Below are 25,818 nucleotides of genomic sequence, written 5' to 3'. Positions count from 1 at the left end.
CGAGGCCGGGCATGCCCGCCTCGCGCCTTCGTTTTTGAAGGTGGCATGAGAAAGCCCCGTGCTCGGGGGACAAGCACGGGCCCTTCAAAGCCGACCGGGGCTGGCGGGTCGGCACCACTTGATTTCATGTCATCCAATGCGCCGGTCGTGATCTCGTTCCACGACGCTTTCGCATTTTTCGCGTGCCGCCACGCGTTGCGCGGTGAAGCCGTTCGGCCCGGCTCTCGCGTAGGAACGTTCGTTCCGCACCAACGTTGGCCGGCCATGACCGACACCGAGTTGCGAGCACAGTCTTTCGAGATCGCCTGGACATATCTCGATCAGTGCGGCCTGCTCACAGGCGAGCAGAGGGACTCGGCCCGCTTCATCCTGAACCGGATCGACCGCATGATGCTGCGCGGAGAGCGCCGCAGGCTGCTGCTGTCGAACGCCGCGATCGATGCGTATCGGTTGCGGCCGGTGCTCGTAACGCTGAATGCCTGAACGATCTGGCGAAGCGAAACGCCGCGTTAAGACCTGCGCGGCGCCAGTTTTCTCGGTCGCGATTCGTGCTTTGGGAACGAAGTGGAGTCGGATCGTGAACAAACGAAATTCCGGCCGATCGGTTCAACGGCTCAATCAATCGATCGCCAGGCACTCTTCCACATGCGGCTTCTGCTGGCTTCGCCGCGACCATGCCTGAACGGCGAAGGCGAGTTGATGCTGACTAGCCGCAGCATCGGCAATCGATGCCTTCGCAACCTCAATGCGCTTCGTGACCACACTGGTGTTCACGACGCCTGCATCGATCGCCAAATACGACATCGCGAGGATTGCCACCGCAGATGCGATCGCCATTCTCGTCCACTCGGCTGGCAGCATTGGAGTCCTTAACGGGGCGCAATTCGCCCGGCGCTTAGATAGGGCTCGTCTGCGTGGTTCAAAGGCCGGGGCGAGGGCACCCACGCGTTCGTGATGCACGGCGGATAGGCGACGGTTTGACGGGCAGTGCTCTGATTTGGCGATCCCGGCAGGAATCGAACCTGCAACCCTCAGAGTAGAAATCTGATGCTCTATCCAGTTGAGCTACGGGACCGTCTTGAGCCGCCCCAGTTTGGAGGCTCGCCGTTCATCTACCATGCCAATATGAAAAATCTGGTCTTTCGCCAAGTCTGAACCGAACCGTTTTCGTACCTAAAGCGACAAAGCGGAACGGTGGGGTGTCAGGTGCCGGGTTGAGCGGCAGCGGAGCGGACGATGGTTCACATCGCCGGGAACGCTGAAAAGCTTCCGGGACACGGCCGCCGGTCGACTGGACGGATATGGCTGCGCCATCAGGACGGCGTGCGCGGCGATGTCTGGATCGGTCTCCTCCGGGCTTGCCTTGTCATGGCGCATGCGACGATTTGCACCTTTGGTTCCATCGCCATCAGTCCGTCACCTTCTCCGCGCAGTTCTTGCGACAAGCGGCGTTCGTCCGCGATTTCCGGGAGTCCATCCATGATCGGTCTTGTTCGCGCCGTCACACTCTGCGCCGCGCTGGCGCTCGGCCTTTCGACGGCGCAGGCCGCCGACAAGGCGTTCAAGCGCGACGATCTCGCCGATTCCGCGATCAAGCTGGAGGCCCAGATCAAGAGCGAGGCGGGGCCGGTCGCCAAGACCAATGCGACGCTGAAGACCGACGCCGACGCCGCCTTCCGGCGCAATGACTACCGCACGGGCCTATCGGTGCTCGGCCAGATCGCCGCGACCACGCCGGAGGATGCCGGCAACTGGTTGCGGCTCGCCAAGGTGATCCCCCAGATCTGGCCGAAGAACTCGAGCGAGCAGACTTTCCTGCTGGAGCGCGCCTCGACCGCCGCCTATATCGCCTACCAGCGCGCCAGCAACCCCGGCGAGGAGGCGGATGCGCTCGCCGTCCTCGGCAAGTCGCTCTCTGAGCGAAAACTGTGGCGACCGGCGCTGGATGCGATGCGGCTGTCGCTGGACATGCGCGAGGTCGCCGACGTCCGGGGGAGCTACGAGAAGCTGCGCGACGAGCACGGTTTCCGGCTGCTCGACTATACCGTCGACTCGGACTCGGCGAGCCCGCGCGCCTGCTTCCAGTTCTCGGAGGAGCTGGCCAAGCGCACCGATTTCGCGCCGTACCTCGCGCTGGCTGGCCAGGACAAGCCAGCACTGTCGGCCGAGGGCAAGCAGCTCTGCGTCGACGGGCTGAAGCACGGCGAGCGCTACAACATCAATCTGCGCGCCGGCCTGCCGTCCACCGTCAAGGAGGGCCTGCCGAAATCGGCCGAGTTCAACGTCTATGTGCGCGACCGCAAGCCGTTCGTGCGCTTCACCAGCCGCGCTTATGTGCTGCCCAGGAACGGCCAGCGCGGCATTCCCGTGGTCAGCGTCAACACGCCCGCGGTCAACATCAACGTCTTCCGGATCGGTGACCGCAATCTGATCAACACGGTGGTCGACAGCGACTTCCAGAAGACGCTGTCGAAATACCAGCTCAACGATCTCGGCGGCGAGCGCGGCGTGAAAGTCTGGACCGGCGAGCTCGCGACTGCGATGACGCTGAACCAGGACGTCACCACCGCATTCCCGGTCGACCAGGCGCTCGGCGAGCTCCAGCCCGGCGTCTACGTGATGACCGCCGCCGCCAAGGGCCCGGGCTCGGACGACGACTATCAGCTCGCCACCCAATGGTTCATCGTCTCCGACCTCGGTGTCAGTGCCTATTCCGGCAATGACGGCATCCATGTCTTCGTCAACTCGCTGGCCTCGACCGATCCGGTCGGCAAAGCCGAGGTGCGACTGGTCGCCCGCAACAACGAGATTTTGGCGACGCGCAAGACCGACGAGTCCGGCCACGTGCTGTTCGAGGCGGGCCTCGCGCGCGGTGAGGGCGGCCTGTCGCCGGCGATGCTCACGGTCACGGGCGAGAAGGCCGACTATGCCTTCCTGAGCCTGAAGACCTCGGCCTTTGACCTCAGCGATCGCGGCGTCGCGGGCCGCCCGGTGCCTGTTGGTGCCGACGCCTTCGTCTATGCCGAGCGCGGAGTCTATCGCTCCAGCGAGACCGTCTATCTCACCGCGCTGTTGCGCGACGGGCAGGGCAATGCCGTCACCGGCGGCCCGCTGACGCTGGTGATCGAACGCCCCGACGGCGTCGAATACCGCCGCGCCGTGCTGTCCGACCAGGGCGCCGGCGGCCGCACGCTGTCCGTGCCGCTCAACTCGGCCGTCCCGACCGGCACTTGGCGGGTGCGCGCCTATACCGATCCGAAGGCCGCCTGGGTTGGCGAGACCTCCTTCCTGGTCGAGGATTACGTCCCCGACCGGATCGAATTCGACTTGTCTGCCAAGGACAAGCTAATCAAAGCTAACGCTTCAGTGGAGCTTAAGGCGGACGGCCATTTCCTCTATGGTGCGCCGGCCTCGGGCCTTCAGCTCGAGGGCGATATGCTCATCGCGCCTGCGAGCGAGCGCCCAGGCTTTGCCGGCTATCAGTTCGGCGTCGACGACGAACAGACCACTTCGAACGAGCGTACGCCGCTGGAGAATTTGCCGGAGGCCGACGCCAATGGTGTCGCCACCTTCCCGGTGACGCTGGAGAAGCAGCCGGCCTCGACGCGTCCGCAGGAGGCACAGATTTTCGTCCGCATGGTCGAGACGGGGGGACGCGCCGTCGAGCGCAAGCTGGTGCTGCCGGTCGCGCCCGCGACCGCGCTGATCGGTGTCAAGCCGCTCTTCGAGGACAAGAACGTCGCCGAGGGCGACAAGGCCGAATTCGACGTGGTGTTCGTCTCGGCCGAGGGCGAGAAGCTCCGTCGCGACGGCCTGCGCTACGAGCTCCTGAAGATGGAATCGCGCTACCAATGGTATCGCCAGAACAATTATTGGGAGTACGAGCCGGTCAAGTCGACCTCGCGCGTCGCCGACGGCGATGTGACTGTTATGGCCGACAAGCCGGCGCGGATTTCGCTCGCGCCCCAGCCCGGCCGCTACCGGCTCGACGTCAAGTCGAACGATGCCGACGGCCCGGTGACTTCGGTGCAGTTCGACGTCGGCTGGTATTCCGAGGGCAGCGCCGACACGCCGGACCTGTTGGAGACCTCGATCGACAAGCCGCAATACGCCTCCGGCGACACCATGACGGTGTCGGTGAACGTGCGCAGCGCCGGCAAGCTCACCGTCAACGTCGTCGGCGATCGCCTGCTGACGACGCAGACCGTCGACGTCAAGGAAGGCACCGCGCAGGTCAAACTCCCGGTCGGCAAGGACTGGGGCACCGGCGCCTACGTAGTGGCGACGCTGCGCCGTCCGCTCGATGCGGCCGCGCAGCGCATGCCGGGCCGGGCGATCGGCCTAAAATGGTTCGGCATCGACAAGCAGACCCGCACGCTCCAGGTCAAGCTGACACCGCCGGCGCTGATCCGGCCGAATGCAATGCTGAAGATTCCGGTCAAGCTCGACGGGCTCAATCCGGGCGAGGACGCCAAAATCGTCATCGCCGCGGTCGATGTGGGCATTCTCAACCTCACCAATTACAAGCCGCCGGCGCCGGATGATTACTATCTCGGCCAGCGCCGCCTGAGCGCGGAGATCCGTGATCTCTACGGGCAGCTGATCGACGGCATGTCGGGCACGCGCGGCCAGATCAAGTCTGGTGGTGACGCCGGTGCGGCCGACCTCCAGGGCTCACCGCCCGCGCAGAAGCCGCTCGCGCTCTATTCGGGCATCGTCACCGTTGCCGCCGACGGCACGGCGGAGGTGAGTTTTGACATCCCTGAGTTTGCCGGCACCGCGCGCGTGATGGCGGTGGCGTGGACCGCGACAAAGCTCGGCCGTGCCAACACCGACGTCGTGATCCGCGATCCCGTGGTGCTGACCACGACCCTGCCGCGCTTCCTGCTCAACGGCGACCACGGCACGGTCAATCTCGAGATCGACAATGTCGAGGGGCAGGCCGGCGATTACGTCATCAACGTCAAGACGGGCGGCCCGGTCAAGATGACCGGAAATCCCGCCACCACGGTGAAGCTCGCCGCCAAGCAGCGCAATTCGTTCGCGCTCGCTGTTGACGCGACCGCGGCGGGGCAGGCGACGCTCGACGTCGACATCAAGGGCCCGAACGGCCTGACGCTGGCGCGGCACTATGCGCTCGACGTCAAGGCGGCGACGCAGGTGCTGGCGCGGCGCTCAATCCGGACGCTGGCGAAGGGCGAGAGCCTGACGCTGACCTCGGACATGTTCGCCGACCTCGTGCCGGGGACCGGCAGCGTCTCGGTCTCGGCGAGCCTGTCGACGGCGCTCGACGCGGCGACGATCCTGAAGGCGCTCGATCGCTATCCCTATGGCTGTTCGGAGCAGATCACGAGCCGCGCCCTGCCGCTGCTCTACGTCAACGACCTCGCGGCCGGTGCGCACCTCGCCATGGACACCGAGGTCGATCAGCGCATCCGCGACGCCATCGAGCGACTTTTGGCCCGTCAGGGCTCCAACGGCTCGTTCGGCCTGTGGTCGGCCGGTGGCGACGATGCGTGGCTCGACGCGTATGTAACGGACTTCCTGACCAGGGCCCGTGAAAAGGGCTTTGCGGTGCCGGATGTCCTGTTCAAGAACGCGCTGGATCGCATCCGCAACTCGGTCGTCAACGGCAACGAGCCGGAGAAGGACGGCGGCCGCGATCTCGCCTACGGCCTCTACGTGCTCGCCCGTAACGGCGCAGCACCGATCGGCGATCTCCGCTATCTCGCCGACACCAAGCTTGCCAACCTCGCAACCCCGATTGCGAAGTCGCAGCTTGCGGCGGCGCTGGCGCTGGTCGGCGACCGTAACCGTGCGGAGCGCGTCTACGGTGCCGCGCTCGACAGCCTCGCGCCAAAGCCTGTGCTGGAGTTCGGCCGCACCGATTACGGCTCGCAGCTGCGCGATGCCGCAGCGCTGGTCTCGCTCGCCAGCGAAGGCAACGCGCCGAGGGCGACGCTGACGCAGGCTGTAACCCGCGTCGAGACCGCGCGCGGGCTCACGCCCTACACCTCCACGCAGGAGAATGCGTGGCTGGTGCTGGCCGCACGCGCGCTCGCCAAGGAAAACCTCTCGATCGAGGTCGACGGCCAGAGCGTCAAGACCGCGCTCTATCGCAGCTACAAGGCGGACACGCTGAGCGGCAAGCCGCTGAAGATCACCAACACCGGCGATGCGCCGATACAGGCGGTGATCTCGGTGTCGGGCTCGCCGGTGACGCCGGAGCCGGCGGCATCGAACGGCTTCAAGATCGAGCGCAGCTATTTCACGCTCGACGGTAAGCCCGCCGACATCAGCAAGGTCAAGCAGAACGACCGCTTTGCCGTGGTGCTGAAGATCACCGAGGCCAAGCCCGAGTACGGCCACATCATGGTGTCCGACTATCTGCCGGCGGGCCTCGAGATCGACAATCCAAAACTGGTGTCGTCGGGCGACAGCGGCACGCTGGGCTGGATCGAGGACGGCCAGGAGCCGAAGGATACCGAATTCCGCGATGACCGCTTCACCGCGGCGGTGGACCGGGCCTCGGATTCCAAGGCGGTCTTCACCGTCGCCTATGTCGTGCGTGCGGTCTCACCCGGCAAATACGTGTTGCCGCAAGCCTATGTCGAGGACATGTACAACCCCTCGCGCTATGGCCGGACGGGCACGGGCAATGTCGAGGTGCGGGCGGCGAAGTGAGTGGCGATTGGATGAGCGAAGCTGAGCCCCATACTCCGTCGTCATGCTCGGGCAAAAGCGCGAAGCGCGTCTTCACGCAGAAGTCCCGGGCATCCACGGACTTTGGTGCCGCGGGCAAGAACGTGGATGGCCGGGACAAGCCCGGCCATGACGGAGCAAGGGGCTGGGGCGTTCGTGTCCTCTCGGCCTTCGCGTTCGCGTTCATCCTCGCCATCATCGGCTGCGTCGGCTGGGTCTACGCCCTCGGCCCGCTCCCGCTCGACGAAGCCCGCCAGGTCTCCACCACCATCGTCGACCGCAACGGAAAACTGCTGCGCGCCTATGCGATGGCGGACGGCCGCTGGCGTTTGCCTGTCGAGACAAAAGCCAACGTCGATCCGACCTATCTGAAGCTGCTGCTCGCCTATGAGGACCAGCGCTTCTACGCCCATAACGGTCTCGACCCGCTCGCGCTGGTGCGCGCCGCGTTGCAGCTCACCACACGCGGTCACATCGTCTCGGGTGGCTCGACGATCTCGATGCAACTGGCGCGGCTGATGGAGCCGCGGCGGCAGCGCTCGCTCTATGCAAAGCTGCGGCAGATCGTGCGTGCGATCGAGATCGAGCGCAGCATGAGCAAGGCTGAGATTCTCGACCTCTATCTCGCGCTCGCGCCGTTCGGCGGCAATCTCGAAGGCATCCGCGCCGCCTCCGTCGCCTATCTCGGCAAGGAACCGAAGCGGCTCTCGCTCGCCGAAGCCGCGCTGCTGGTGGCGCTGCCGCAATCGCCGGAGACGCGCCGGCTCGATCGCTATCCCGATGCGGCACGCAAGGCCCGCGACCGCGTGCTCGACCGCATGGTCGAGGAGCATGTCATCAGCGCGGATGACGCGACGCAGGCCAGAGCCGTACCCGTGCCAAAGCTGCGCAAGCCGATGCCGATTCTGGCGCCGCATGCCTCCGACACCGCGCTGTCGACGGTCAAGGATACGCCGGTTATCAAGCTGACGCTGGATGCCAACTTGCAGAAAGTGCTGGAGCCGCTGGCGCGCGACCGTGCCATTGCGCTCGGGCAAAACATCTCGGTCGGCATCATCGTGGTCGACAATGAGAGCGGCGACGTGCTCGCCCGCGTCGGCTCGGCCGATTATTTCGACGAGAGCCGGGCGGGGCAGGTCGACATGACCCGCGCCGTCCGCTCTCCGGGCTCGACGTTGAAGCCGTTCATCTATGGCCTCGCCTTCGAGGACGGTTTTGTTCACCCCGACAGCCTGATCGACGACCGCCCGGTCCGCTTCGGCTCCTACGCGCCGGAAAATTTCGACATGACCTTCCAGGGCACCGTGCCCGTGAAGAAGGCGCTTCAACTGTCGCTGAACGTACCGGCGATCGTGCTGCTCGACCGCGTCGGCGCGAGCCGGCTGGCCTCGCGGCTACGGCAGGCCGGCGGCAATCTCGTTCTGCCGAAGGACGAGGCGCCGGGGCTTGCGATGGGCCTCGGCGGCGTCGGCGTGACGCTCCAGGACCTTGCCCAGCTCTATGCGGGCTTTGCCCGGCTCGGCACCACCAAGCCGCTGCGCGAGATCATGGCTGAAAAGGACGACCGCGAGCCGCTGCGGCTGCTGGACCAGGTCGCGGCCTGGCAGGTCGGCAATGTGCTGCTGGGCACCCCGCCGCCGGAGAACGCAGCCCACAACCGGATCGCCTTCAAGACGGGCACGTCCTACGGCTATCGCGATGCCTGGTCGGTCGGGTTCGACGGCCGCATGACCATCGGCGTCTGGGTCGGCCGGCCCGATGGCGCGCCGGTTCCCGGCCTGATCGGCCGCGTCGCCGCAGCACCGATCCTGTTCGACGCCTTCGCCCGGACCGGCAAGACGCTGGTCCCGTTGCCGAAGCCGCCGAAGGGAACCCTGGTCGCCAGCAACGCGAAGTTGCCGTTGCCGCTCAAGCGGTTCCGCCCGGTCGGAGAACTGGTGCGGACCGGCGGCGAGCAGGCGCTGCACATCCAGTTTCCGCTCAACGGCTCGCGGATCGACGTCGATCGGTCGGGCGGGCCGGAGGCCGCCGCCATGCCCGTCAAGGTTGCCGGCGGGGTGTTGCCGGTGACTGTCATGGTCAACGGCACCGCCCTCGGGGAGATCGACGGACGCCGCCAGCGGCTGATCGATCCGCCCGGCCCGGGCTTTGCACGGCTCACCGTGATCGATGCCACGGGCGCGGCGGACACAGTCGTCATTCGAATTCAATGACCTTGCCTTAAGCGGTTGTGGCGATGGCGGTTTCAGCGTAAGCGGAACCAATGGCCGAGACCTATCCGACACCCCGTTTTGGAGCGCCCCGCGAGCCCAAATCCCCCGTGAATCCGGGCAGCCGGCTCGTGACCATGCTCGACTTCGCCACGGCCAGCCATGCCCGCGCGGTCGCCTTCCTGCTGCTGTGCGCGCTGCTGCTGTTCCTGCCCGGCTTCTTCACGATTCCGCCCGTCGACCGCGACGAAGCGCGGTTCGCCCAGGCCACCAAGCAGATGGTCGAGAGCGGCGATTATGTCGACATCCGCTTCCAGGAGGACGTCCGCTACAAGAAGCCGGTCGGCATCTACTGGCTGCAATCGGCGGCGGTCGAAGTCGCGACCGCGCTGAAGTTGCCGAAGGCCGAGTTGCGGATCTGGGTCTACCGGCTGCCCTCGCTGATCGGCGCCATCGGCGCCGTGCTGATGACCTATTGGACCGCGCTCGGCTTCGTCACGCGGCGTGCCGCGGTGCTGGCCGCGCTGCTGATGTGCGCCTCCGTGCTGCTCGGTGTCGAGGCGCGGCTCGCCAAGACCGACGCGATGCTGCTGTTCTGCGTGACTGCGGCGATGGGCGCAATGTCGCGCGCTTATCTCTCGTGGCAGCGCGCCGAGGACGAAACGCATCCGCCGTGGAGCTGGCCCGCGATCTTCTGGACCGCGCTTGCCGTCGGCATCCTGATCAAGGGCCCGCTGATCCTGATGTTCGCAGGCCTGACCATCGTCGCGCTGGCGATCCAGGACCGCGATGCCTCCTGGCTGTGGAAGCTGCGCCCGGTCTGGGGCCTGATGTGGATGCTGGTGCTGGTGCTGCCCTGGTTCATCGCGATCTTCTGGCGCGCGGGCGATGCCTTTTTTGCCGACTCCGTCGGCGGCGACATGCTGAGCAAGATCGGCGCCCAGGAATCCCATGGCGCGCCGCCCGGACTGTACCTCGCGCTGTTCTGGATCACGTTCTGGCCGGGCGCGCCGCTCGCCGCGATGGCGGCGCCTGCGGTGTGGCGGGCGCGACGCGAGCCCGGTGCGCAGTTCCTGCTGGCTTGGCTGATCCCGTCCTGGATCGTGTTCGAGGCGGTGCTGACCAAGCTGCCGCATTACGTGCTGCCGCTGTACCCCGCGATCGCGATCCTCACCGTCGGCGCGCTGGAGCGGCGCGTGCTGTCGCGCTCCTGGCTGATGCACGGCTCGGCCTGGTGGTTTGCGATTCCTGCGGCGGCCTCGATCATCGCTGTGGTTAGCGCGGTGATGCTGACGCGGCAGCCGGCCTTCGTGGCCTGGCCGTTCATCGCGGCCTCGCTGATCTTCGGCCTGTTCGCCTGGTGGCTGTTCGACACCAATCGCGCCGAGCGCTCGGTGCTCAACGCGCTGGTCGCAGCGCTGATGCTGGCGTTCGTGGTCTACGGCATCGTGTTGCCGTCGCTGACGCCGGTGTTTCCGAGCATCGAGGTCGCGCGCGCGCTGCGCAACGTCACCTGCGTCGGGCCGAAGGCGGCGGCTGCCGGCTATCATGAGCCGAGCCTCGTCTTCCTGACGGGGACGCAGACGCTGCTCACCGACGGCTCGGGCGCGGCGGACTTCCTGCGGCAGGGGAGCTGCCGCTTCGCGCTGATCGAGCAGCGCTCGGAGCGCAGCTTCGTGCAGCGCGCCGAGGCGATCGGGCTGCGCTACAAGGTCGGCGCGCGTATCGACGGCTATAATTTCTCGCAAGGACGCGCGATCTCGATCTCGATCTTCCGCTCCGAAGGCACCGAGTAAGATGCCGGCCTCTACCGACATCGCGCCGCGCCCGGGTTATCCTGCGCAACTGCTCACCGTCGCCGGGCGCGCGCTGACGCAACTCGTGCGCTCGCCCTCGCATTCGCGCCGTGCCGAGGCCGCCCGTAAGCTGGCGCGGCATTCGCTATGGTTGAGCGCTGCGGGCGCGGCCCTGGTCATCGTGCTGATGGTCGCGTTCGACCAGACCGAAATCCAGCTGATGCCGGCGCGCGGCACGCCGAGCCTGTGGCCGATCGCTATTCTCACTGATTTCGGCAAGGACGAGTATGTGCTTTCCGTGCTGGGGATTGTGCTGGTGAGCGTGGCGCTCGTTGCGGCCGGGCTTCGCGGCACACGCCGCACGTTGCTACTCGGTCTCGGCACGCGGCTGCAGTACCTGTTTCTGTCTGTTGCGCTGTCGGTGTTCGTCGCCGAGATCCTGAAATATCTCATCGGCCGCGGGCGGCCGTTCGTCGGCGGCAAGGCCAATCCGTTCAACTTCGTCCCGCTGGAGGGGACGGGAGCCTATGCCAGCCTGCCGTCGGGCCATGCGGTGACGGCGTTTGCATTGGCGTTTGCGGTCTCGGCGCTGTGGCCGCGCCTGCGCGTGTTCATGTTCACTTACGCAATCGTGATCCTGCTGACGCGCCTGGTGCTGCTTGCGCATCATCCGAGCGATGTCGTGGCCGGCGCCCTGGTCGGCATGGTCGGCGCCATGGCGGTCCGCTACTGGTTTGCGGCCCGACGACTGAGCTTTGCCATCCGTGCCGATGGCACCATTGTGCCCCTTCCGGGGCCGGTCCCGGGCCGCCTCAAAAGGGTTGCTCGCGGGGCGTCAGCCCCATAAAAGCGGCTGCCTGCCGGGGCCGCCGGTTCCTCAGGCCGCCCATTCCAACCACGAGCCTCGATTTGTCGACGTCCCAGCCTTCGGTTTCCATTGTCGTTCCCGTGCGCAACGAAGCCGACAACATCGCGCCCTTGATCGCCGAGATCAGTGCGGCGCTGGATGGCCGCTGGCCCTATGAGATCATCTACGTCAATGACGGCTCGACGGACGCGACCGGCGAGCGGCTCGCGTCGATCATGGCGCAGCGGGCCAATCTGCGGCAGCTTCGCCACGCCAAGTCGACCGGCCAGTCGGCCGCGGTGCGCAGCGGCGTGCGCGCGGCCCGCGGCACGATCGTGGCGACGCTCGATGGCGACGGCCAGAACAATCCGGCCTTCCTGCCGGACCTGATCGCGGCGGTGGAAAAGGGCACGCATGTCGGGCTTGCCGCGGGCCAGCGCGTCGGGCGCAAGGATACGGGCTTCAAGAAATTCCAGTCGCGTGTCGCGAACAAGGTTCGCAACGCGATCCTGAACGACGGCACGCGCGACACCGGCTGCGGCCTGAAGGCATTCCGGCGCGACGTATTCCTGATGCTGCCCTATTTCGACGGGCTGCATCGCTTCCTGCCCGCGCTGGTGCGCCGGGAGGGCTACGAGATCGCCTATGTCGACGTGATCGACCGGCCGCGCCATTCCGGCGTGTCAAACTATGGTTTCTTCGACCGGCTGTGGATCGGCATCATGGATCTCGCCGGCGTGTGGTGGTTGATCCGTCGCAAGAAGCCGACACCAGACGTGACTGAGGTGAAGGCATGATCATTCAATACGGCCAGGCGCTGAGCAACTATTTCTACGACGTCTTCGTCGCCAAGTTCGACTTCTGGCTCGCGTTCGGTCTGATCGCGCAACTGTTCTTCACTGCACGATTCCTGGTGCAGTGGATCGCGAGCGAGCGGGCCGGCAACAGCGTGGTGCCGATCGCGTTCTGGTTCTGCTCGATGGGCGGCGGCCTGATGACCCTGGTCTACGGCGTCGTGAAGCGCGAGCCCGTCATCATCATGGGACAGCTGTTTGCGACCATCATCTATATTCGCAACATCATGCTGATCTGGAAGAACCGCGGCACCGCGTCGAAGACGCTGGATAGCTGATCCAGGTATTAGCGCGGCAGCGCCGAGGCAGCGCCCGTTGCGGGCAGGGCGGCCGTCTCCGCCTCGCTCCTGCGATAGGGCTCACCCGCCGCATCCAGCACCGGATAGGCCACCGAGCAGATATGCGAATGGATGCGCCTGAGATCGCGCAGCACGTCCAGATGCAGCGACGTGGTCTCGATGGTCTCGGAGCGGCCTTCGCGCAGGCGGTCGAGATGGCGCTCGACGGCGGAAAGCTCGGTGTTCTTCAGCGCGGTCTTTTCCACCAGCAGCTTGCGGGCCTCGTTGGCATCGCCCGACATGAATACGCCGAACGCGATGCGCAGCGAGTCCATCGTGCGCTTGTGGAAGGCTGCAAGCTCCTCGGCGCCCTCGGCCGAGAACTGGAGGCGCCGCTTGATCTTCTTGGTCGCAAGCTCGCTCAAATTCTTGTCGATGATGTCGCCGATATGCTCGAGGTTGATGGCGAAGGAGATGATCTCCATCGCGCGCCGGCCCTCGCTCTCGTCGAGGCTGCCGCGCGTCAGTTTTGTCAGGTAGAGCTTGATGGCTTCGTCGAGGCCGTCGACGGTGTTGTCCATCTTCGTGACCTGATCGACCAGCGCGCGGTCGCCGGTCATCATCGCAGCCATCACTTTTCGCAACATGGATTCGACGAAGTCGCCCATGCGTAGCGTCTCGCGGGCGGCATCGGCGAGCGCCAGCGACGGCGTCTCCAGCGCGGTCTCGTCGAGATAGCGCGGCCGGGCCGGGTCGGTCTCCTGCACGCGGTCGGGCAAGAGGCGCGTCAACAGGCGCGACATGGTATCGAGCAGGCCGATGAAGACGGCGGCCGTGCCGACGTTGAAGGCGATGTGGAAGGCGGCCGTCATCCTGGCGAGATCCGGCTGCCAGGCGTGCATATGCTCGGCGATCGCGCTCAGGAACGGCAGCACCAGCGCGATTCCGATCACGCGGTTGACGAGATTGCCGACCGGCAGGCGATAGCTCGCGGGATCGTCGCGTTTCGCGCCTTCAAACACAGGGTTGATGGCGCTGCCGAGATTGGCCCCGAGCACCAGCGCCAGCGCGGCGTCGGGCGTGATGAATTGCGAATAGGCCAGCGACATGATCAGCAGCACGCTGGCGACGCTCGAATGTACCGCCCAGGTGACCAGCGCAGCGATCACGATGCAGAGCACGGGATCGGCTGTGATCGCAGACATCATGATCCGCATGCCCGGCGCATTCTCGGCCGGCGCCAGCGTGTCGAGCAGGATGTGCAGCGACAGCAGCATCAAGCCAAGACCGATCGAAATACGGCCGATGTCCTTGATGCGCGAGCGTGGGCCGGAGCGGAAGGCAACGAGCCCGAGCACGAACAGCACGGGGGCGACAGCTGCGATGTTGAATGACAGCGCCTGCACGATCAGCGTGGTGCCGACATTGGCTCCCAGCATGATGGCGAGCGCGGCGGTGAGGCTGACGAGGCCCTCGGCGGCAAATGAACTGGTGATCAGTGCGGTCGCCGTGCTGCTCTGGAGCACCGCGGTGAGCCCGAGGCCGGCGGCGAACGCGTTGATGCGGTTGCCGAGTGCCTTGCCGAGCAGGCGACGCAGGTCGGGGCCAAAGGCGCGCAGGATGCCGCTCTGGACCATATGAAGGCCCCACAGCAGCAGCGCGACGCCGCCCATCAGATCGAGCAGTACCAACGTTCCCATGCTCCGTGTCCAGATGAGAGTCGATTGGTGAGGCTAGCGCCAAATGTCTGGGGATCAAACCCCTTGTTGGCGCATCGGCGCTAACGTTTGCGTTGGCTGCACGTTCCCGCGGCGCGCGTTGGCGCGTCCGCAGGCGAGGTGCCTTGTGAGCAGGCTCACATTGCCGCCTTGAGGGCAGCGAAGCCGCGATCGAGATCGGCCTTGAGGTCGTCGACGCTCTCGAGCCCGATGTGGAGTCGCAGCGTAGGGCCACCCGGCGCCCATTTGGTCGCGGTGCGATAGCCGTCACAGTCGAAGGGAATCGCAAGGCTCTCGAAGCCGCCCCAGGAAAAGCCCATGCCGAACAGTTTGAGCGTGTTGAGCATGGTGTCGACGGCGGTCTGCGGCGCCGGCTTCAAGACGATGCTGAACAGGCCGGAGGCGCCGGTGAAGTCGCGCTTCCAGATCGCATGGCCCGGATCGGTCTCGAGCCCCGGATGCAGCACGCGCGCGACCTCGGGTCTGGCAGCGAGCCAGCGCGCCATGTCGAGCCCGGAGCGATGATGCTGCGCGAGGCGCACCGACAGCGTGCGCAGGCCGCGCAGTGCGAGGAAGACATCGTCGGGGCCGGCGCAGACGCCGAGCAGGCGGATGCCCTCGACGATCTGCGGCCAGGCCTTGGCGTTGGCCGAGATGGTGCCGAACATGATGTCGGAATGGCCGCCGATATATTTGGTGGCGGCCTGCATGCTGATGTCGACGCCCTGCTCTAGCGAGCGGTGATAGAGCGGGGTTGCCCAGGTGTTGTCGTCGATGACGAGCGCGTCGCGGGCATGCGCGACCTCGGCGATGGCGCGGATGTCAGGCATCTCGAACGATTGCGAGCCCGGCGCCTCCACCAGCACAGCGCGGGTGTTGGGCTTGAACAGCTTCTCGATCCCGGTGCCGATCATCGGATCGAAATAGGTGGTCTCGACGCCGTAGCGGGCCAGCATGCCGTTGCAGAAATTGCGCGAGGGACGATAGACGTTGTCGCAGACCAGGATGTGGTCGCCGGTCTTCAGCACAGCGAGCAGCGTGGTGGAGATCGCCGAGAGCCCCGACGGCACGATGCCCACGCCGGCGCATTGCGGGCCCTCCAGCGCCATCAGTGTATCCTGGAACGCCCTGGTCGTCGGGGTGCCGTGGCGGCCATAGGTGAACTCGCCGCGATGGGCATGGAGGTCCTCGGCGGTCGGATAAAGCACGGTCGAGCCGTGGAACACCGGCGGATTGACGAACCCCTTCTGTGCCTTGGTGTCGCGGCCGGAGGTGACCAGCCGGGTCTCGGCCTGCTGCGGGGAGAGGTGCGAGGAATCCATGCGTCTGCTTTCAAAACCGCGTTTCCGCTCAACGCCTGGCGCTTGACGGGCGGGCCGGAGGCCGCTGACGTTAATAACAGAACACAGAAGAGTCCCGTCAACCCCTTGACCCGGCTCGCCAGTCGTTCTGTGATGCGCAGGTGCTATTCAGTCGCCGCATGTTGAGGGGCCTGCCGCGACCTTCGATCCATCGTCTGACCGGACCTTGCGCCACGGCCATAATGGCGGGCGCCAGCGGCGGGGATTAAGGTATGGCCTCCCGAGGTCGGCGAGTGTTCGGCTAGGTTTCCAGCATGACTCTTGCAGGGGCTCCCCTCGGCAGAGACGATTCTGAGACAACATTCCTGACCTTGAGACGACCTTGAAAGGCCTTCAGCCCATGAAACGCGTAACTTTGGCTCTCACTCTTGCTCTCGCCGCCGGCCTGACTGCCCAAGCCGCCGATGCGCAAACGCTCAAGACCATCAAGGACCGGGGCACGCTGTCCTGCGGCGTCAGCCAGGGCCTCCCGGGCTTCTCCTCGCCCGACGACAAGGGTAACTGGACCGGCCTCGACGTCGATGTCTGCCGCGCCATCGCGGCTGCCATCTTCAACGACCCGACCAAGGTCAAGTACGTGCCGACCTCGGCCAAGGACCGCTTCACGGCACTGCAATCCGGCGAGATCGACGTGCTCTCGCGCAACACCACCTGGACCATCTCGCGCGATACGTCGCTCGGCGCCAACTTCACCGGCGTGACCTATTATGACGGGCAGGGCTTCATGGTGAAGAAGTCGCTCAAGGTGAATTCGGCGCTCGAGCTCAACAGCGCTTCGGTCTGCGTGCAGACCGGCACCACCACCGAGCAAAATCTCGCCGACTACTTCAAGGCCAACAACATGAAGTACGAGGTGATCGCGTTCGGTACCAACGACGAAACGGTCAAGGCCTATGAAGCCGGCCGCTGCGACGTCTTCACCACCGACCAGTCGGGCCTCTACTCCAACCGCCTCAAGCTTGCCAATCCCGGCGATCACATGGTGCTGCCCGAGATCATCTCGAAGGAGCCGCTCGGCCCGATGGTGCGCCATGGCGATGACCAGTGGTTTGACATCGTCAAATGGACACTGTTCGCCCTCGTCACCACCGAAGAACTCGGCATCACCTCCAAGAACGTCGACGAGAAGTCCAAGATGGAAAATCCGGAGCTGAAGCGCGTGCTCGGCACCGACGGCAATTTCGGCGAACAGCTCGGCCTCACCAAGGATTGGGTGGTCCGGATCGTGAAGGCCACCGGCAATTACGGCGAGGTGTTTGATCGCAACGTCGGCTCCGGCTCGCCGCTCGGCATCGCCCGTGGTCTCAACAATCTCTGGAACAAGGGCGGTCTCCAGTACGCGCCGCCGATCCGCTGATCCCGCCTGATCAGCGGCTCGCGGCCATGAGCACCGAGGCCCGAAAACCGCCGGCCCAGATCGCGCTGAAGATCAGGCGTGTTCTGGGCGGCAAGACAGGCTGGAACGGCATCGCCGTCCAGCTTGTCTTCGCGGCAATCCTGGGGTGGATCGGCTATGAGATCGTCTCCAACGCCCGCGCCAATCTCGAGAACCAGCACATTGCCGCCGGCTTCGGATTCCTGCGGAACAATGCCGGCTTCGACGTCAACCAGACCCTGATCTCCTACACCGGCTCGGACACGTTTTTGCGCGTGTTCGTGGTCGGGCTTCTGAACACGCTCGTGGTCTCGGTGGTGGGCATCGTCTTCGCCACCGTGATCGGCTTCATCGTCGCGCTGTGCCGGCTGTCGCCGAACTGGTTACTGTCACGCATCGGCGAGATCTATGTCGAGATCATCCGCAATTTGCCGGTGCTGTTCCAGATCCTGTTCTGGTACCTGGCCGTGCTCGCCGCCTTGCCCAATCCGCGACAGAGCATTTCGCTGTTCGGCATCGCGTTCGTCAGCAACCGCGGCCTGGTCATTCCCCGCCCGATCGGCGAAAGCGGCTTCGAGGCGTTCCTGGCGGTGCTGGTATTCGGCATCGTGGCATCACTGTCCCTGCGCTTCTACGCGCGGCGCGCGCTGTTTCAGCGGGGGCAGGTCATCCGGATCTGGCCTTATATGCTGGGCTTGCTGTTTGGGCTTCCACTGGTCACGATGCTGGTATCAGGCCTGCCCTTCACCTTCGAGCTGCCGCAGCTCAAGGGATTCAATTTCGCCGGCGGCTCGCGGGTCATCCCGGAGTTCGTGGCGCTGACGCTGGCGTTGTCGACCTATACTGCCGCCTTCATCGCCGAGATCGTGCGCGCCGGCATCCTGTCGGTGCACAAGGGACAGATGGAGGCGGGAGCCTCGCTGGGCCTCAGCCGCGGCAGCACGCTGCGCCTGATCGTCGTGCCGCAGGCGATGCGCGTCATCGTGCCGCCGCTGACCAACCAGTACCTCAACCTCACCAAGAACTCGTCGCTCGCGGTAGCGATCGGCTATCCTGACCTCGTGTCGGTATGGGCCGGCACGTCGCTGAGCCAGACCGGGCAGGCGATCGAGATCATTGCCATGACGATGGGCGTCTACCTTCTGATCTCGCTTCTCACCAGCGCGATCATGAGCGTCTACGGTTGGCGCGTCAGCCGGAGCCTCGGCGCATGAGCGATATTGCCTCGTCTGTTTATGTTCGTCGGGATTTGCTCGCCGAGCGACCGGCGCCGGTGAAGACGACGGGCTTCGTCGGCCTGGTGCGCACGCGCCTGCTCAATTCGCCGACCAACATCCTGATTACCATCGTCAGCGCTCTGTTGCTCTGGTTCACCATCGTTCCCAGCGTCAAATTCCTGTTTGTCGATGCGGTCTGGACCGGCACCGACCGCACGGCGTGCCTGACCGAGAATGGCGCCTGCTGGCCCTACATCCAGGCCAAGCTGCCGCAGCTGATCTACGGTTTCTATCCCGAGGCCGAGCGCTGGCGGGTCGATCTCACGTTCTTCCTCGCGGCGGTCCTGTTGGTGCCCATGCTCATTCCGCGCCTGCCGGCGAAGGGCCTCAACGCCAGCTTGTTCTTCTTCGCCTTTCCCGTGGTTTCGTTCTTCCTGCTGCTTGGCGGAGGCATCACCGGCTTTGGCCTGAGCTGGACCGCCGGCCTGCTGCAATTGTTCGATGACAGCATCATCGGCGCCGGGCAGGTCCTGCTCAACCTGAGCAAGACATCGGCCATCGCGCCGCTGCTGTGGGTCCTCGGCAACCTCATCGTGCTGGTCGGCACGGCGATCTACTGGCTGATCTTTCCGCTGACCTGGCTGCGCGACCAGCTCGAGGGCACGGGCCAGTCGGTCTGGACCGACTTCGCCATCACGACCGCCGCGGTGTCCTTGATTTCCTTCGTAATGGGCGGCGGCGTGCGCACGGGATGGCGCCCTCTGGCGTCGACCATCGTGACTTTCATCGCCATCGCGATCGTGATCAAGCTGATGGGCCTCGATCACGGCGGGCTGCCCGTCGTGCAGACCAGACTCTGGGGCGGGCTTCTGGTGACGCTCGTGGTCTCCGTCGCCGGCATCGTCACCTCGTTGCCGATCGGTATTGCGCTGGCACTCGGTCGCAGGTCCACCATCCCCCTGATCCGGATCTTCTCGATCGCCTTCATCGAGTTCTGGCGCGGCGTGCCGCTGATCACCGTGCTGTTCTTCGCCACCTACATGCTGCCGTTGTTCCTGCCGGGCAATTTCACGGTCGACGGACTCGTCCGCGCGCTGATCGGCATCGCGCTGTTCACGGGGGCCTATCAGGCCGAGAACGTCCGCGGCGGCCTTGCCGCAATCCCGCGCGGGCAGGGCGAGGCGGCGGCGGCTCTCGGCCTGTCCTGGTGGAAGACGACGTCTCTGATCGTGCTGCCGCAGGCACTGCGCCACGTCATTCCGAACCTCGTCAACAGCTTCATCTCGCTGTTCAAGGATACGTCGCTGGTTTCGATCGTCGCGCTGTTCGATCTGCTGGGCTCGCTGCGAGCCTCGTTCGCGGATCCGAAGTGGTCGGCGCCGTCGACGTTGTTCACCGGCTTTGCCTTCGCCGGCATCATCTACTTCCTGTTCTGCTTTGGAATGTCGCGCTACTCGCTGTTCGTCGAGAACCGCCTCAACGCTCACCGCCGCAACTGATCGAGCTCACCATGACCGACTCCATCGTCAAGATTACCGGCCTCAACAAATGGTACGGCGAGTTTCACGTGCTGCGCGACATCGACCTCGAGGTCCACAAGGGCGAACGCATCGTGATCTGCGGCCCCTCGGGCTCGGGCAAGTCGACGCTGATCCGCTGCATCAATGCGCTGGAGGAATTCCAGGAGGGCGAGATCGTCGTCGACGGCATCGAGCTCGGGCCGAACCTCAAGCACGTCGACGCCGTGCGTCGCGAGGTCGGCATGGTGTTCCAGAGTTTTAATCTGTTCCCGCATCTGACCGTGCTCGACAATTGCACGCTGGCGCCGATCTGGGTGCGCAACATCCCCAAGCGGGATGCCGAGGCGACCGCGATGAAATTCCTGGAGCGGGTCAAGATCCCGCACCAGGCCAACAAGTTTCCTGGCCAGATGTCCGGCGGCCAGCAGCAGCGCGTCGCCATTGCCCGCGCGCTGACCATGAATCCGAAGGTGATGCTGTTCGACGAGCCGACTTCGGCGCTAGACCCCGAAATGGTCAAGGAAGTGCTCGACACCATGGTCGACCTCGCCGAGGAGGGCATGACCATGCTGGTCGTGACCCACGAAATGGGCTTTGCCCGCGAGGTCGCCAACCGCGTCGTGTTCATGGACGCCGGCCAGATCATCGAGGCCAACACGCCGAACGAGTTTTTCGCCGCGCCCCAGCATGCCCGGACCAAGCTGTTCCTGAGCCAGATCCTGCGGTGATCTCGTAGGGTGGACAAAGGCGCTCTTGCGCCGTGCCCACCATCTTTCAGTTGTCCAGATAGGGATCGTGGGCACGCTTCGCTTTGCCCACCCTACGGCACCGTCGATTTGAGCTACGGTTCGTAAACTCTCCTCAACCATATCCAAGGTTGCACCTCCATCGCTTCACGCGTCTGAAAGCTCTTTCTGCGCCTATGGCCTGAAAACGGAGGCGCTCGTGCTCGACCTCGTTTTCGGCCTGAATTCCCGCCTGGGACGCTTGCAGTTCTTCCTCGCCACGCTCGTGCTCGCGGTCGTGATGACCGCGATCTGCGTCGCGATCGCGATGTCCGTGCTGCGCAACGTCACGCCGGCCAATATTCGGCCTGACGATATCTTGAAGAGCTCGGGGATCATCGCGGCGATGGTGTTCTTCGCGCTGGCGACCGTCACCCTGTATTCGATGCGCTTTCGCGACATCGGCTGGGATCCGGTTTGCGTGGTCCCGGCCTGGATCGCGCTGATGATCGTCGATTACGTCGTCGCGATGAAGTTTCCGGCGTATGCGATCGGCCAGGAGCACACCGGCACGATGGTCGGTGCCATCGCCAATCTCGTGCTGACGCTGGCGCTGTTGTTCTGGCCGGGCCGCGAACGCTACGGCTAGCGGCCGCGATCAGACCGGCCTAGACGAACGGCAGCTTGATGTTGCTGCGCTTCTCCAGCCATTCCGGCACCGGGAGATTCTTGGCGCGCATGAAGTCTGCGTTGAACAGTTTTGACTGATAACGGCTGCCGGAATCGCAGAGCACGGTGACGATGGTCTTGCCGGGCCCGAGTTGCTTGGCGAGCCGCATCGCACCGACGATGTTGATGCCGGTGGAGCCGCCGAGGCACAGGCCTTCGTGCTGGAGCAACTCGTAGATCACAGTGACCGCCTCGGCATCGGGAATGAGATAGGCGTCATCGACCTTCGCGCTCTCGACGATCGCGGTCGCGCGGCCAAGCCCGATGCCCTCCGTGATCGAGCCGCCGGGGCTCGCCTTGGGGTCGCCGGTCCTGAAGTATTCATACATGCCGGCGCCATGGGGATCGGCGCAGGCAATCCGGATGTCCTTGTTCTTCTCTTTCAGATAGCGGCTGACGCCGGCGAGCGTGCCGCCGCTGCCGACCGAGCAGACGAAGCCGTCGACCTTGCCGTCGGTCTGCTGCCAGATCTCGGGTCCGGTCGACTCGTAATGCGCCTTGGCATTGTCGAGATTGTTCCACTGGTCGGCGAACAGCACGCCATTGGGCTCGGTTTTGCGCAATTCGTCGGCGAGGCGGCGGCCGACATGCTGGTAATTGTTCGGATTGGAATAGGGCAGCGCCGGCGACTCCAGCAGCTCGGCGCCGCACAGCTTCAGAAAATCCTTCTTCTCCTGGCTCTGCGTCTCCGGGATCACGATCAGCGTCCGGTAGCCGCGCGCGCTGGCGACGACCGCAAGCCCGATGCCGGTGTTGCCGGCGGTCGCTTCCACCACGAGGCCGCCCGGCTTGAGCTCGCCGCGCTTCTCGGCCTCCAAAATCATCCATTTGCCGGCGCGGTCCTTTACCGACTGGCCGGGATTCATGAACTCCGCCTTGCCCAGGATGGTGCAGCCGGTCAATTCCGAGGCGCGCTTGAGCTTGATCAGCGGGGTGTTGCCGATGGCTTCGACAACGTCATTTCGAATGGTCATGTCAGGGGAAATCACTGGCAAGGGGTTGATCTGGCTGGCCAGAACCTAGTGCTTGGCAGGTCAAAGGGGAAGGCTTTTGCGCTGCGGCGAAAGTGGTGCAAGCGGCCGGCGGAGCAACCATATTCCGCAAGGAAAGGTCGGCGCGGGATGCTCGCCGCGGCGCTCGATATCGGTGGAATGATATGTCCTGCCATCGCCGGGGCGCGGAAGATTATGGTCTTCACAGGCAGCCTTCGATGCCGATCGCAAGGCCACGCAAGACCGCCTTTTGAGAATGGCCTGGCTCGCTGTGAGACCGGTACAGCCGCATCAAATGGCGCCCGTGCGTGTGTGGCGCCAATATCACATGAAATCTTGGTAAGCTTGCCCTCGTTTCCGGAGGTTTCGGCGATGGAAAAAGTCGCTGCAAGAGAGGTATATCTTGCATTTTAGCGCCTCGAATGCCGGTGCTCCAGGCTGTGTGCTTCGCAGCTGCGGGACTGTCCCGCAGTTCCGCGTCCGGCTAGGATGAATGTCAGGTTCCGCAGAAAGCATCACCTGTGAAAGAGTTGCCCAAAGCCCGCCGACTGTCTGCCTGCGAATCGGTTAATCCGTTCGCGCGGCGGCGGCTTGATCTGCCCGGCAGGGGGTGGATGTGAGACAGGATGGTCCGGTGGTCGCCATGCGGCGATCTCTTGGTCTTTCGTCCCGGACGCGTCGTGCGGCGCGCTGGCTCGGAGTGCTGTGCCTCGCAGCAAGCTCGGGTGCGTGCGTGCTGACGCAGGATCTTCCGGATCCCGCGCTCGACGTTCCCACGACTTACAAATATGCCGGGAAGGGCGATGCGCCGCCGTCGCTGGATTGGTGGCGCGGCTTCCGCTCCAGTGAGCTGACGCAGCTGATGGAGGAGGCGCAGACCGTCAACCTCGATATCGCAGCCGCGGTTTCGCGTATCGTCGAGGCCGACGCCCAGGCGCGGCAGGCCGGCGCGGCGCTGCTGCCAAGCCTGTCCGGCACCGGGCAGGAGACCTATTCGCGCACATCAGGCTCGTCAGCCTCGGGGCTGACCAATGGCGGCCGTGAGGTCGTCAATTATCAGGCTTCGCTCAGCGCGAGCTACCAGCTCGACTTCTGGGGCCAGAACCGCGATGCGCTGCAGACGGCCGAGGAGACCGCGAATGCCAACCGGTTCGATCGCGACACCGTCGCGCTGACGACGCTGGCAAGCGTCGCCAATGCCTATTTCCAGGTGCTGGCCTCGCAGGATCGCATCAGGACCTCGCAGAGCAACATCGCGAGCGCGCAGCGCATCCTCGATGCGGTCAGGGAGCGCCGCAAGGCCGGCACCGGCACCGATCTCGACGTCGCCCAGCAGGAGAGCGTGCTGGCGAACCAGAAGGCGCTGGTGCCGCCGCTGCGCCAGACGCTCGACCAGAACAAAAACGCGCTTGCCGTGCTGGTGTCGCGGCCGCCGGAAAGCGTGCGCATCGGCGGCGGCTCTTTGAACAATGTCGCGATCCCGCGCGTCACGCCCGGCCTGCCGTCGGAGCTTTTGACGCAGCGGCCGGACATCCGCCGGCAGGAGGCGCAGCTGGCGTCCGCGACCGCGAACGTCGGCAATGCCCGCGCGCAGTTCTTTCCGACCATCCAGCTGACCGGCAATGGCGGCTATCAGAGCTCGGCGCTGGTCTCGCTGTTCCAGCCGCATGCGGCGTTCTTCCAGCTCGTCGGCAGCGCGACGCAGCCGATCTTCGACGGCGGCAAGATCCTCGGTAATTTCGAATTCGCCAAGGCGCGTCAGGACGAGTTGCTCCAGACCTACCGCAAGACCATCGTCCAGGCCTTCACCGACGTCGACAACGCGCTGTTCTCGATCAAGCAGACCACGATCAGGCTGCAATTGCAGCGCGATGTCGTCACGGCGTCACGACGCGCCTTCGATCTGTCGGAGCAGCAATTGCGGGCCGGCACCGCCGACATCGTGACCGTGCTCAACACCCAGCTGACCCTGTTCCAGGCGGAAGACGCGCTGTGGCAGGCGCAACTCGCACGGCTTCTCGCCATCGTCAGCCTGTATCAGGCGCTCGGCGGTGGCTGGGAGCCGCGAATGGAGAAACCGGTCAATGCTCTTTAAGCCGGATAACAAGCAAGGCGCGAAGGAGGGCACGGCGAAGCGGTCGCGCGGCCGCGGCTTCGTCATGACCCTGATCACGCTCGCGATCCTCGGCGGGCTCGGCTATTACGGCTGGACCATCTGGCATCAGCAGCCGCAGCAGGCCAACAACCGCAACCAGCGGCCCGATCTGCCAGTGCCGGTGCTGGCGGCGACGACCCGCATCCAGGACGTGCCGGTCTATCTCGACGGCGTCGGCGCCATCCGCGCGCTCAACACCGTGACCGTGCGTTCGCAGGTCGACGGCAAGCTGATTGCGGTCAACTTCACCGAAGGCCAGGACGTCAAGAAGGGCGATGTGCTCGGCGAGATCGATCCCGCGCTCTATCAGGCGACGTATGACCAGGCGGTCGCCAAAAAGGCGCAGGACCAGGCCCAGCTCGCCAACCAGCGCATTGATCTGACGCGCTACGAGCAGCTCGCGGCTTCCAACGCCGGCTCCAAGCAGCAGGCCGACACCCAGCGTGCGCTGGTCGCGCAGACCGAGGCGCTGGTCAAGGCCGACCAGGCCGCGATCGACAATGCGGGGGCAACCCTGAGCTACACCAAGATCGTGGCGCCGCTGTCGGGCCGTGCGGGCCTGCGCCAGGTCGACCAGGGCAACATCATCCACGCCTCCGATACCACCGGCCTCGTGGTGATCACGCAATTACAGCCGATCGCGGTGTGGTTCAGCCTGCCGCAGCAGCAGATCATGCGCGTCAACGCGGCGGCATCGAAGGGTACGCTCGCGGTCGACGTGTTCGGCAATGACGGCGTCACCGTGATCGACACGGGTAAGCTGACCGGCATCGACAACCAGGTCGACCAGACCACCGGCACGCTCAGGCTCAAGGCCGAATTCCCCAACGCCAATTACCAGCTCTGGCCGGGCCAGTTCGTCAATGTCCGCCTCAAGGTCGAAACCTTGACGCAGGCGCTGGTGGTGCCGACATCGGCCGTGCAGCGCGGCCCGATTGGCACCTTCAGCTACGTCATCGGCGAAGACAATATCGTCGCGGCCAAGCCCGTGACGGTGACGCAGCAGAACGAGCATGATGCCGTGATCGCCAGCGGTCTGTCGGCGAACGACCGGGTCGTGACGACAGGCTTTGCCAATCTGTCCGACGGCTCCAAGGTGATCGTTGGCCGCGACGACCAGACCCCATCGGCCGATCTCGCCCCGCGCAAACGCTCGCGCGCCCCTGATGGCCAGAAGAAGGACGGTCAGGCCAAGGAAGGCCAAAAGGACGGCCAGAAGGACGGCGAGCTGCGTGCCAAGCGGAGCAGCGGCGAGGGCGACCAGAAGGGGCAGACCGGGCCGGCACCGGGGCCTGTATCCAATCCTGGGGCATCGGGAAGTGGAGCCAAACAGCCATGA

General features: G+C 65.1%; 18 protein-coding genes and 1 tRNA gene. 14 read left to right on the top strand and 5 right to left on the bottom strand.

The window, feature by feature from the left end; genetic code table 11:
• Positions 1-264 precede the first annotated feature (264 nt).
• Positions 265-483, top strand: coding sequence for a hypothetical protein (locus tag B5V03_RS39005; RefSeq protein WP_129275702.1), 219 nt, complete (start codon positions 265-267; stop codon positions 481-483).
• 135 nt (positions 484-618) lie between these two features.
• Here B5V03_RS39005 and B5V03_RS39000 read toward each other — a convergent pair whose 3' ends face one another.
• Together B5V03_RS39000 and B5V03_RS38995 are read right to left on the bottom strand one after the other, a co-directional pair.
• Positions 619-837 (bottom strand): hypothetical protein, encoded by a 219-nt coding sequence (locus B5V03_RS39000; protein WP_245502481.1) that lies wholly within the window; start codon positions 835-837, stop codon positions 619-621.
• 161 nt (positions 838-998) lie between these two features.
• Positions 999-1,075: transfer RNA gene (locus tag B5V03_RS38995), tRNA-Arg, on the bottom strand.
• A gap of 404 nt (positions 1,076-1,479) precedes the next feature.
• On the opposite strand from B5V03_RS38995, the gene B5V03_RS38990 reads away from it, so the two are divergent.
• From B5V03_RS38990 to B5V03_RS38965, 6 genes are all read left to right on the top strand, one after another.
• A complete protein-coding gene (locus tag B5V03_RS38990) occupies positions 1,480-6,684 on the top strand; it encodes an alpha-2-macroglobulin family protein (protein ID WP_129275700.1) in 5,205 nt (1,734 codons plus the stop codon).
• Between the two features lie 122 nt (positions 6,685-6,806).
• Complete coding sequence (gene pbpC / locus B5V03_RS38985; protein WP_129275765.1) at positions 6,807-8,915, top strand: penicillin-binding protein 1C; 2,109 nt, start codon at positions 6,807-6,809, stop codon at positions 8,913-8,915.
• A 50-nt stretch (positions 8,916-8,965) separates the two neighbouring features.
• On the top strand, positions 8,966-10,708 hold the full coding sequence (locus tag B5V03_RS38980; RefSeq protein ID WP_129275699.1) for an ArnT family glycosyltransferase: 1,743 nt from the start codon (positions 8,966-8,968) through the stop codon (positions 10,706-10,708).
• A 1-nt stretch (position 10,709) separates the two neighbouring features.
• Positions 10,710-11,555: a phosphatase PAP2 family protein gene (locus B5V03_RS38975; protein ID WP_129275698.1), complete on the top strand. Its 846-nt coding sequence runs from the start codon at positions 10,710-10,712 to the stop codon at positions 11,553-11,555.
• Between the two features lie 62 nt (positions 11,556-11,617).
• Entirely contained in the window at positions 11,618-12,352 is a 735-nt protein-coding gene (locus B5V03_RS38970; protein ID WP_129275697.1) for a glycosyltransferase family 2 protein, read from the top strand.
• Entirely contained in the window at positions 12,349-12,687 is a 339-nt protein-coding gene (locus B5V03_RS38965) for a lipid-A-disaccharide synthase N-terminal domain-containing protein (RefSeq protein WP_129275696.1), read from the top strand. The genes B5V03_RS38970 and B5V03_RS38965 overlap by 4 nt, the downstream gene beginning before the upstream one ends.
• Positions 12,688-12,695: 8 nt before the next feature.
• Here B5V03_RS38965 and B5V03_RS38960 read toward each other — a convergent pair whose 3' ends face one another.
• Together B5V03_RS38960 and metC are read right to left on the bottom strand one after the other, a co-directional pair.
• Positions 12,696-14,387 (bottom strand): Na/Pi cotransporter family protein, encoded by a 1,692-nt coding sequence (locus B5V03_RS38960; protein WP_129275695.1) that lies wholly within the window; start codon positions 14,385-14,387, stop codon positions 12,696-12,698.
• Positions 14,388-14,542: 155 nt separating this feature from the next.
• Complete coding sequence (gene metC, locus B5V03_RS38955; protein ID WP_129275694.1) at positions 14,543-15,727, bottom strand: cystathionine beta-lyase; 1,185 nt, start codon at positions 15,725-15,727, stop codon at positions 14,543-14,545.
• A 379-nt stretch (positions 15,728-16,106) separates the two neighbouring features.
• Here metC and B5V03_RS38950 point away from each other — a divergent pair, with 379 nt between their 5' ends.
• The 5 genes from B5V03_RS38950 (at position 16,107) to B5V03_RS38930 (ending at position 21,252) form a co-directional block, all read left to right on the top strand.
• Entirely contained in the window at positions 16,107-17,123 is a 1,017-nt protein-coding gene (locus B5V03_RS38950) for an amino acid ABC transporter substrate-binding protein (RefSeq protein WP_129275693.1), read from the top strand.
• Between the two features lie 26 nt (positions 17,124-17,149).
• Positions 17,150-18,355, top strand: coding sequence for an amino acid ABC transporter permease (locus B5V03_RS38945; RefSeq protein WP_129275692.1), 1,206 nt, complete (start codon positions 17,150-17,152; stop codon positions 18,353-18,355).
• Positions 18,352-19,857, top strand: a complete 1,506-nt coding sequence (locus B5V03_RS38940) for an amino acid ABC transporter permease (RefSeq protein WP_129275691.1) — start codon at positions 18,352-18,354, stop codon at positions 19,855-19,857. The genes B5V03_RS38945 and B5V03_RS38940 overlap by 4 nt, the downstream gene beginning before the upstream one ends.
• A gap of 11 nt (positions 19,858-19,868) precedes the next feature.
• Positions 19,869-20,606, top strand: a complete 738-nt coding sequence (locus B5V03_RS38935; RefSeq protein WP_129275690.1) for an amino acid ABC transporter ATP-binding protein — start codon at positions 19,869-19,871, stop codon at positions 20,604-20,606.
• A gap of 217 nt (positions 20,607-20,823) precedes the next feature.
• Entirely contained in the window at positions 20,824-21,252 is a 429-nt protein-coding gene (locus B5V03_RS38930; protein ID WP_206736243.1) for a DUF805 domain-containing protein, read from the top strand.
• A gap of 19 nt (positions 21,253-21,271) precedes the next feature.
• Here B5V03_RS38930 and B5V03_RS38925 read toward each other — a convergent pair whose 3' ends face one another.
• The gene (locus tag B5V03_RS38925) at positions 21,272-22,306 is read right to left on the bottom strand and encodes a cysteine synthase A (protein WP_129275689.1); all 1,035 of its coding nucleotides are present in this window, start codon (positions 22,304-22,306) and stop codon (positions 21,272-21,274) included.
• Positions 22,307-22,967: 661 nt separating this feature from the next.
• Here B5V03_RS38925 and B5V03_RS38920 point away from each other — a divergent pair.
• Positions 22,968-24,419, top strand: coding sequence for an efflux transporter outer membrane subunit (locus B5V03_RS38920; protein ID WP_129275688.1), 1,452 nt, complete (start codon positions 22,968-22,970; stop codon positions 24,417-24,419).
• Complete coding sequence (locus B5V03_RS38915) at positions 24,409-25,818, top strand: efflux RND transporter periplasmic adaptor subunit (protein ID WP_129275687.1); 1,410 nt, start codon at positions 24,409-24,411, stop codon at positions 25,816-25,818. Before B5V03_RS38920 ends, B5V03_RS38915 begins: the two co-directional genes overlap by 11 nt.

This window comes from Bradyrhizobium betae, from assembly GCF_004123905.1.
In the GTDB taxonomy this organism is placed as follows: domain Bacteria; phylum Pseudomonadota; class Alphaproteobacteria; order Rhizobiales; family Xanthobacteraceae; genus Bradyrhizobium; species Bradyrhizobium betae_A.
Note: the sequence above shows the minus strand (reverse complement) of the source record. Positions and strands in the feature narration are given on the sequence as shown.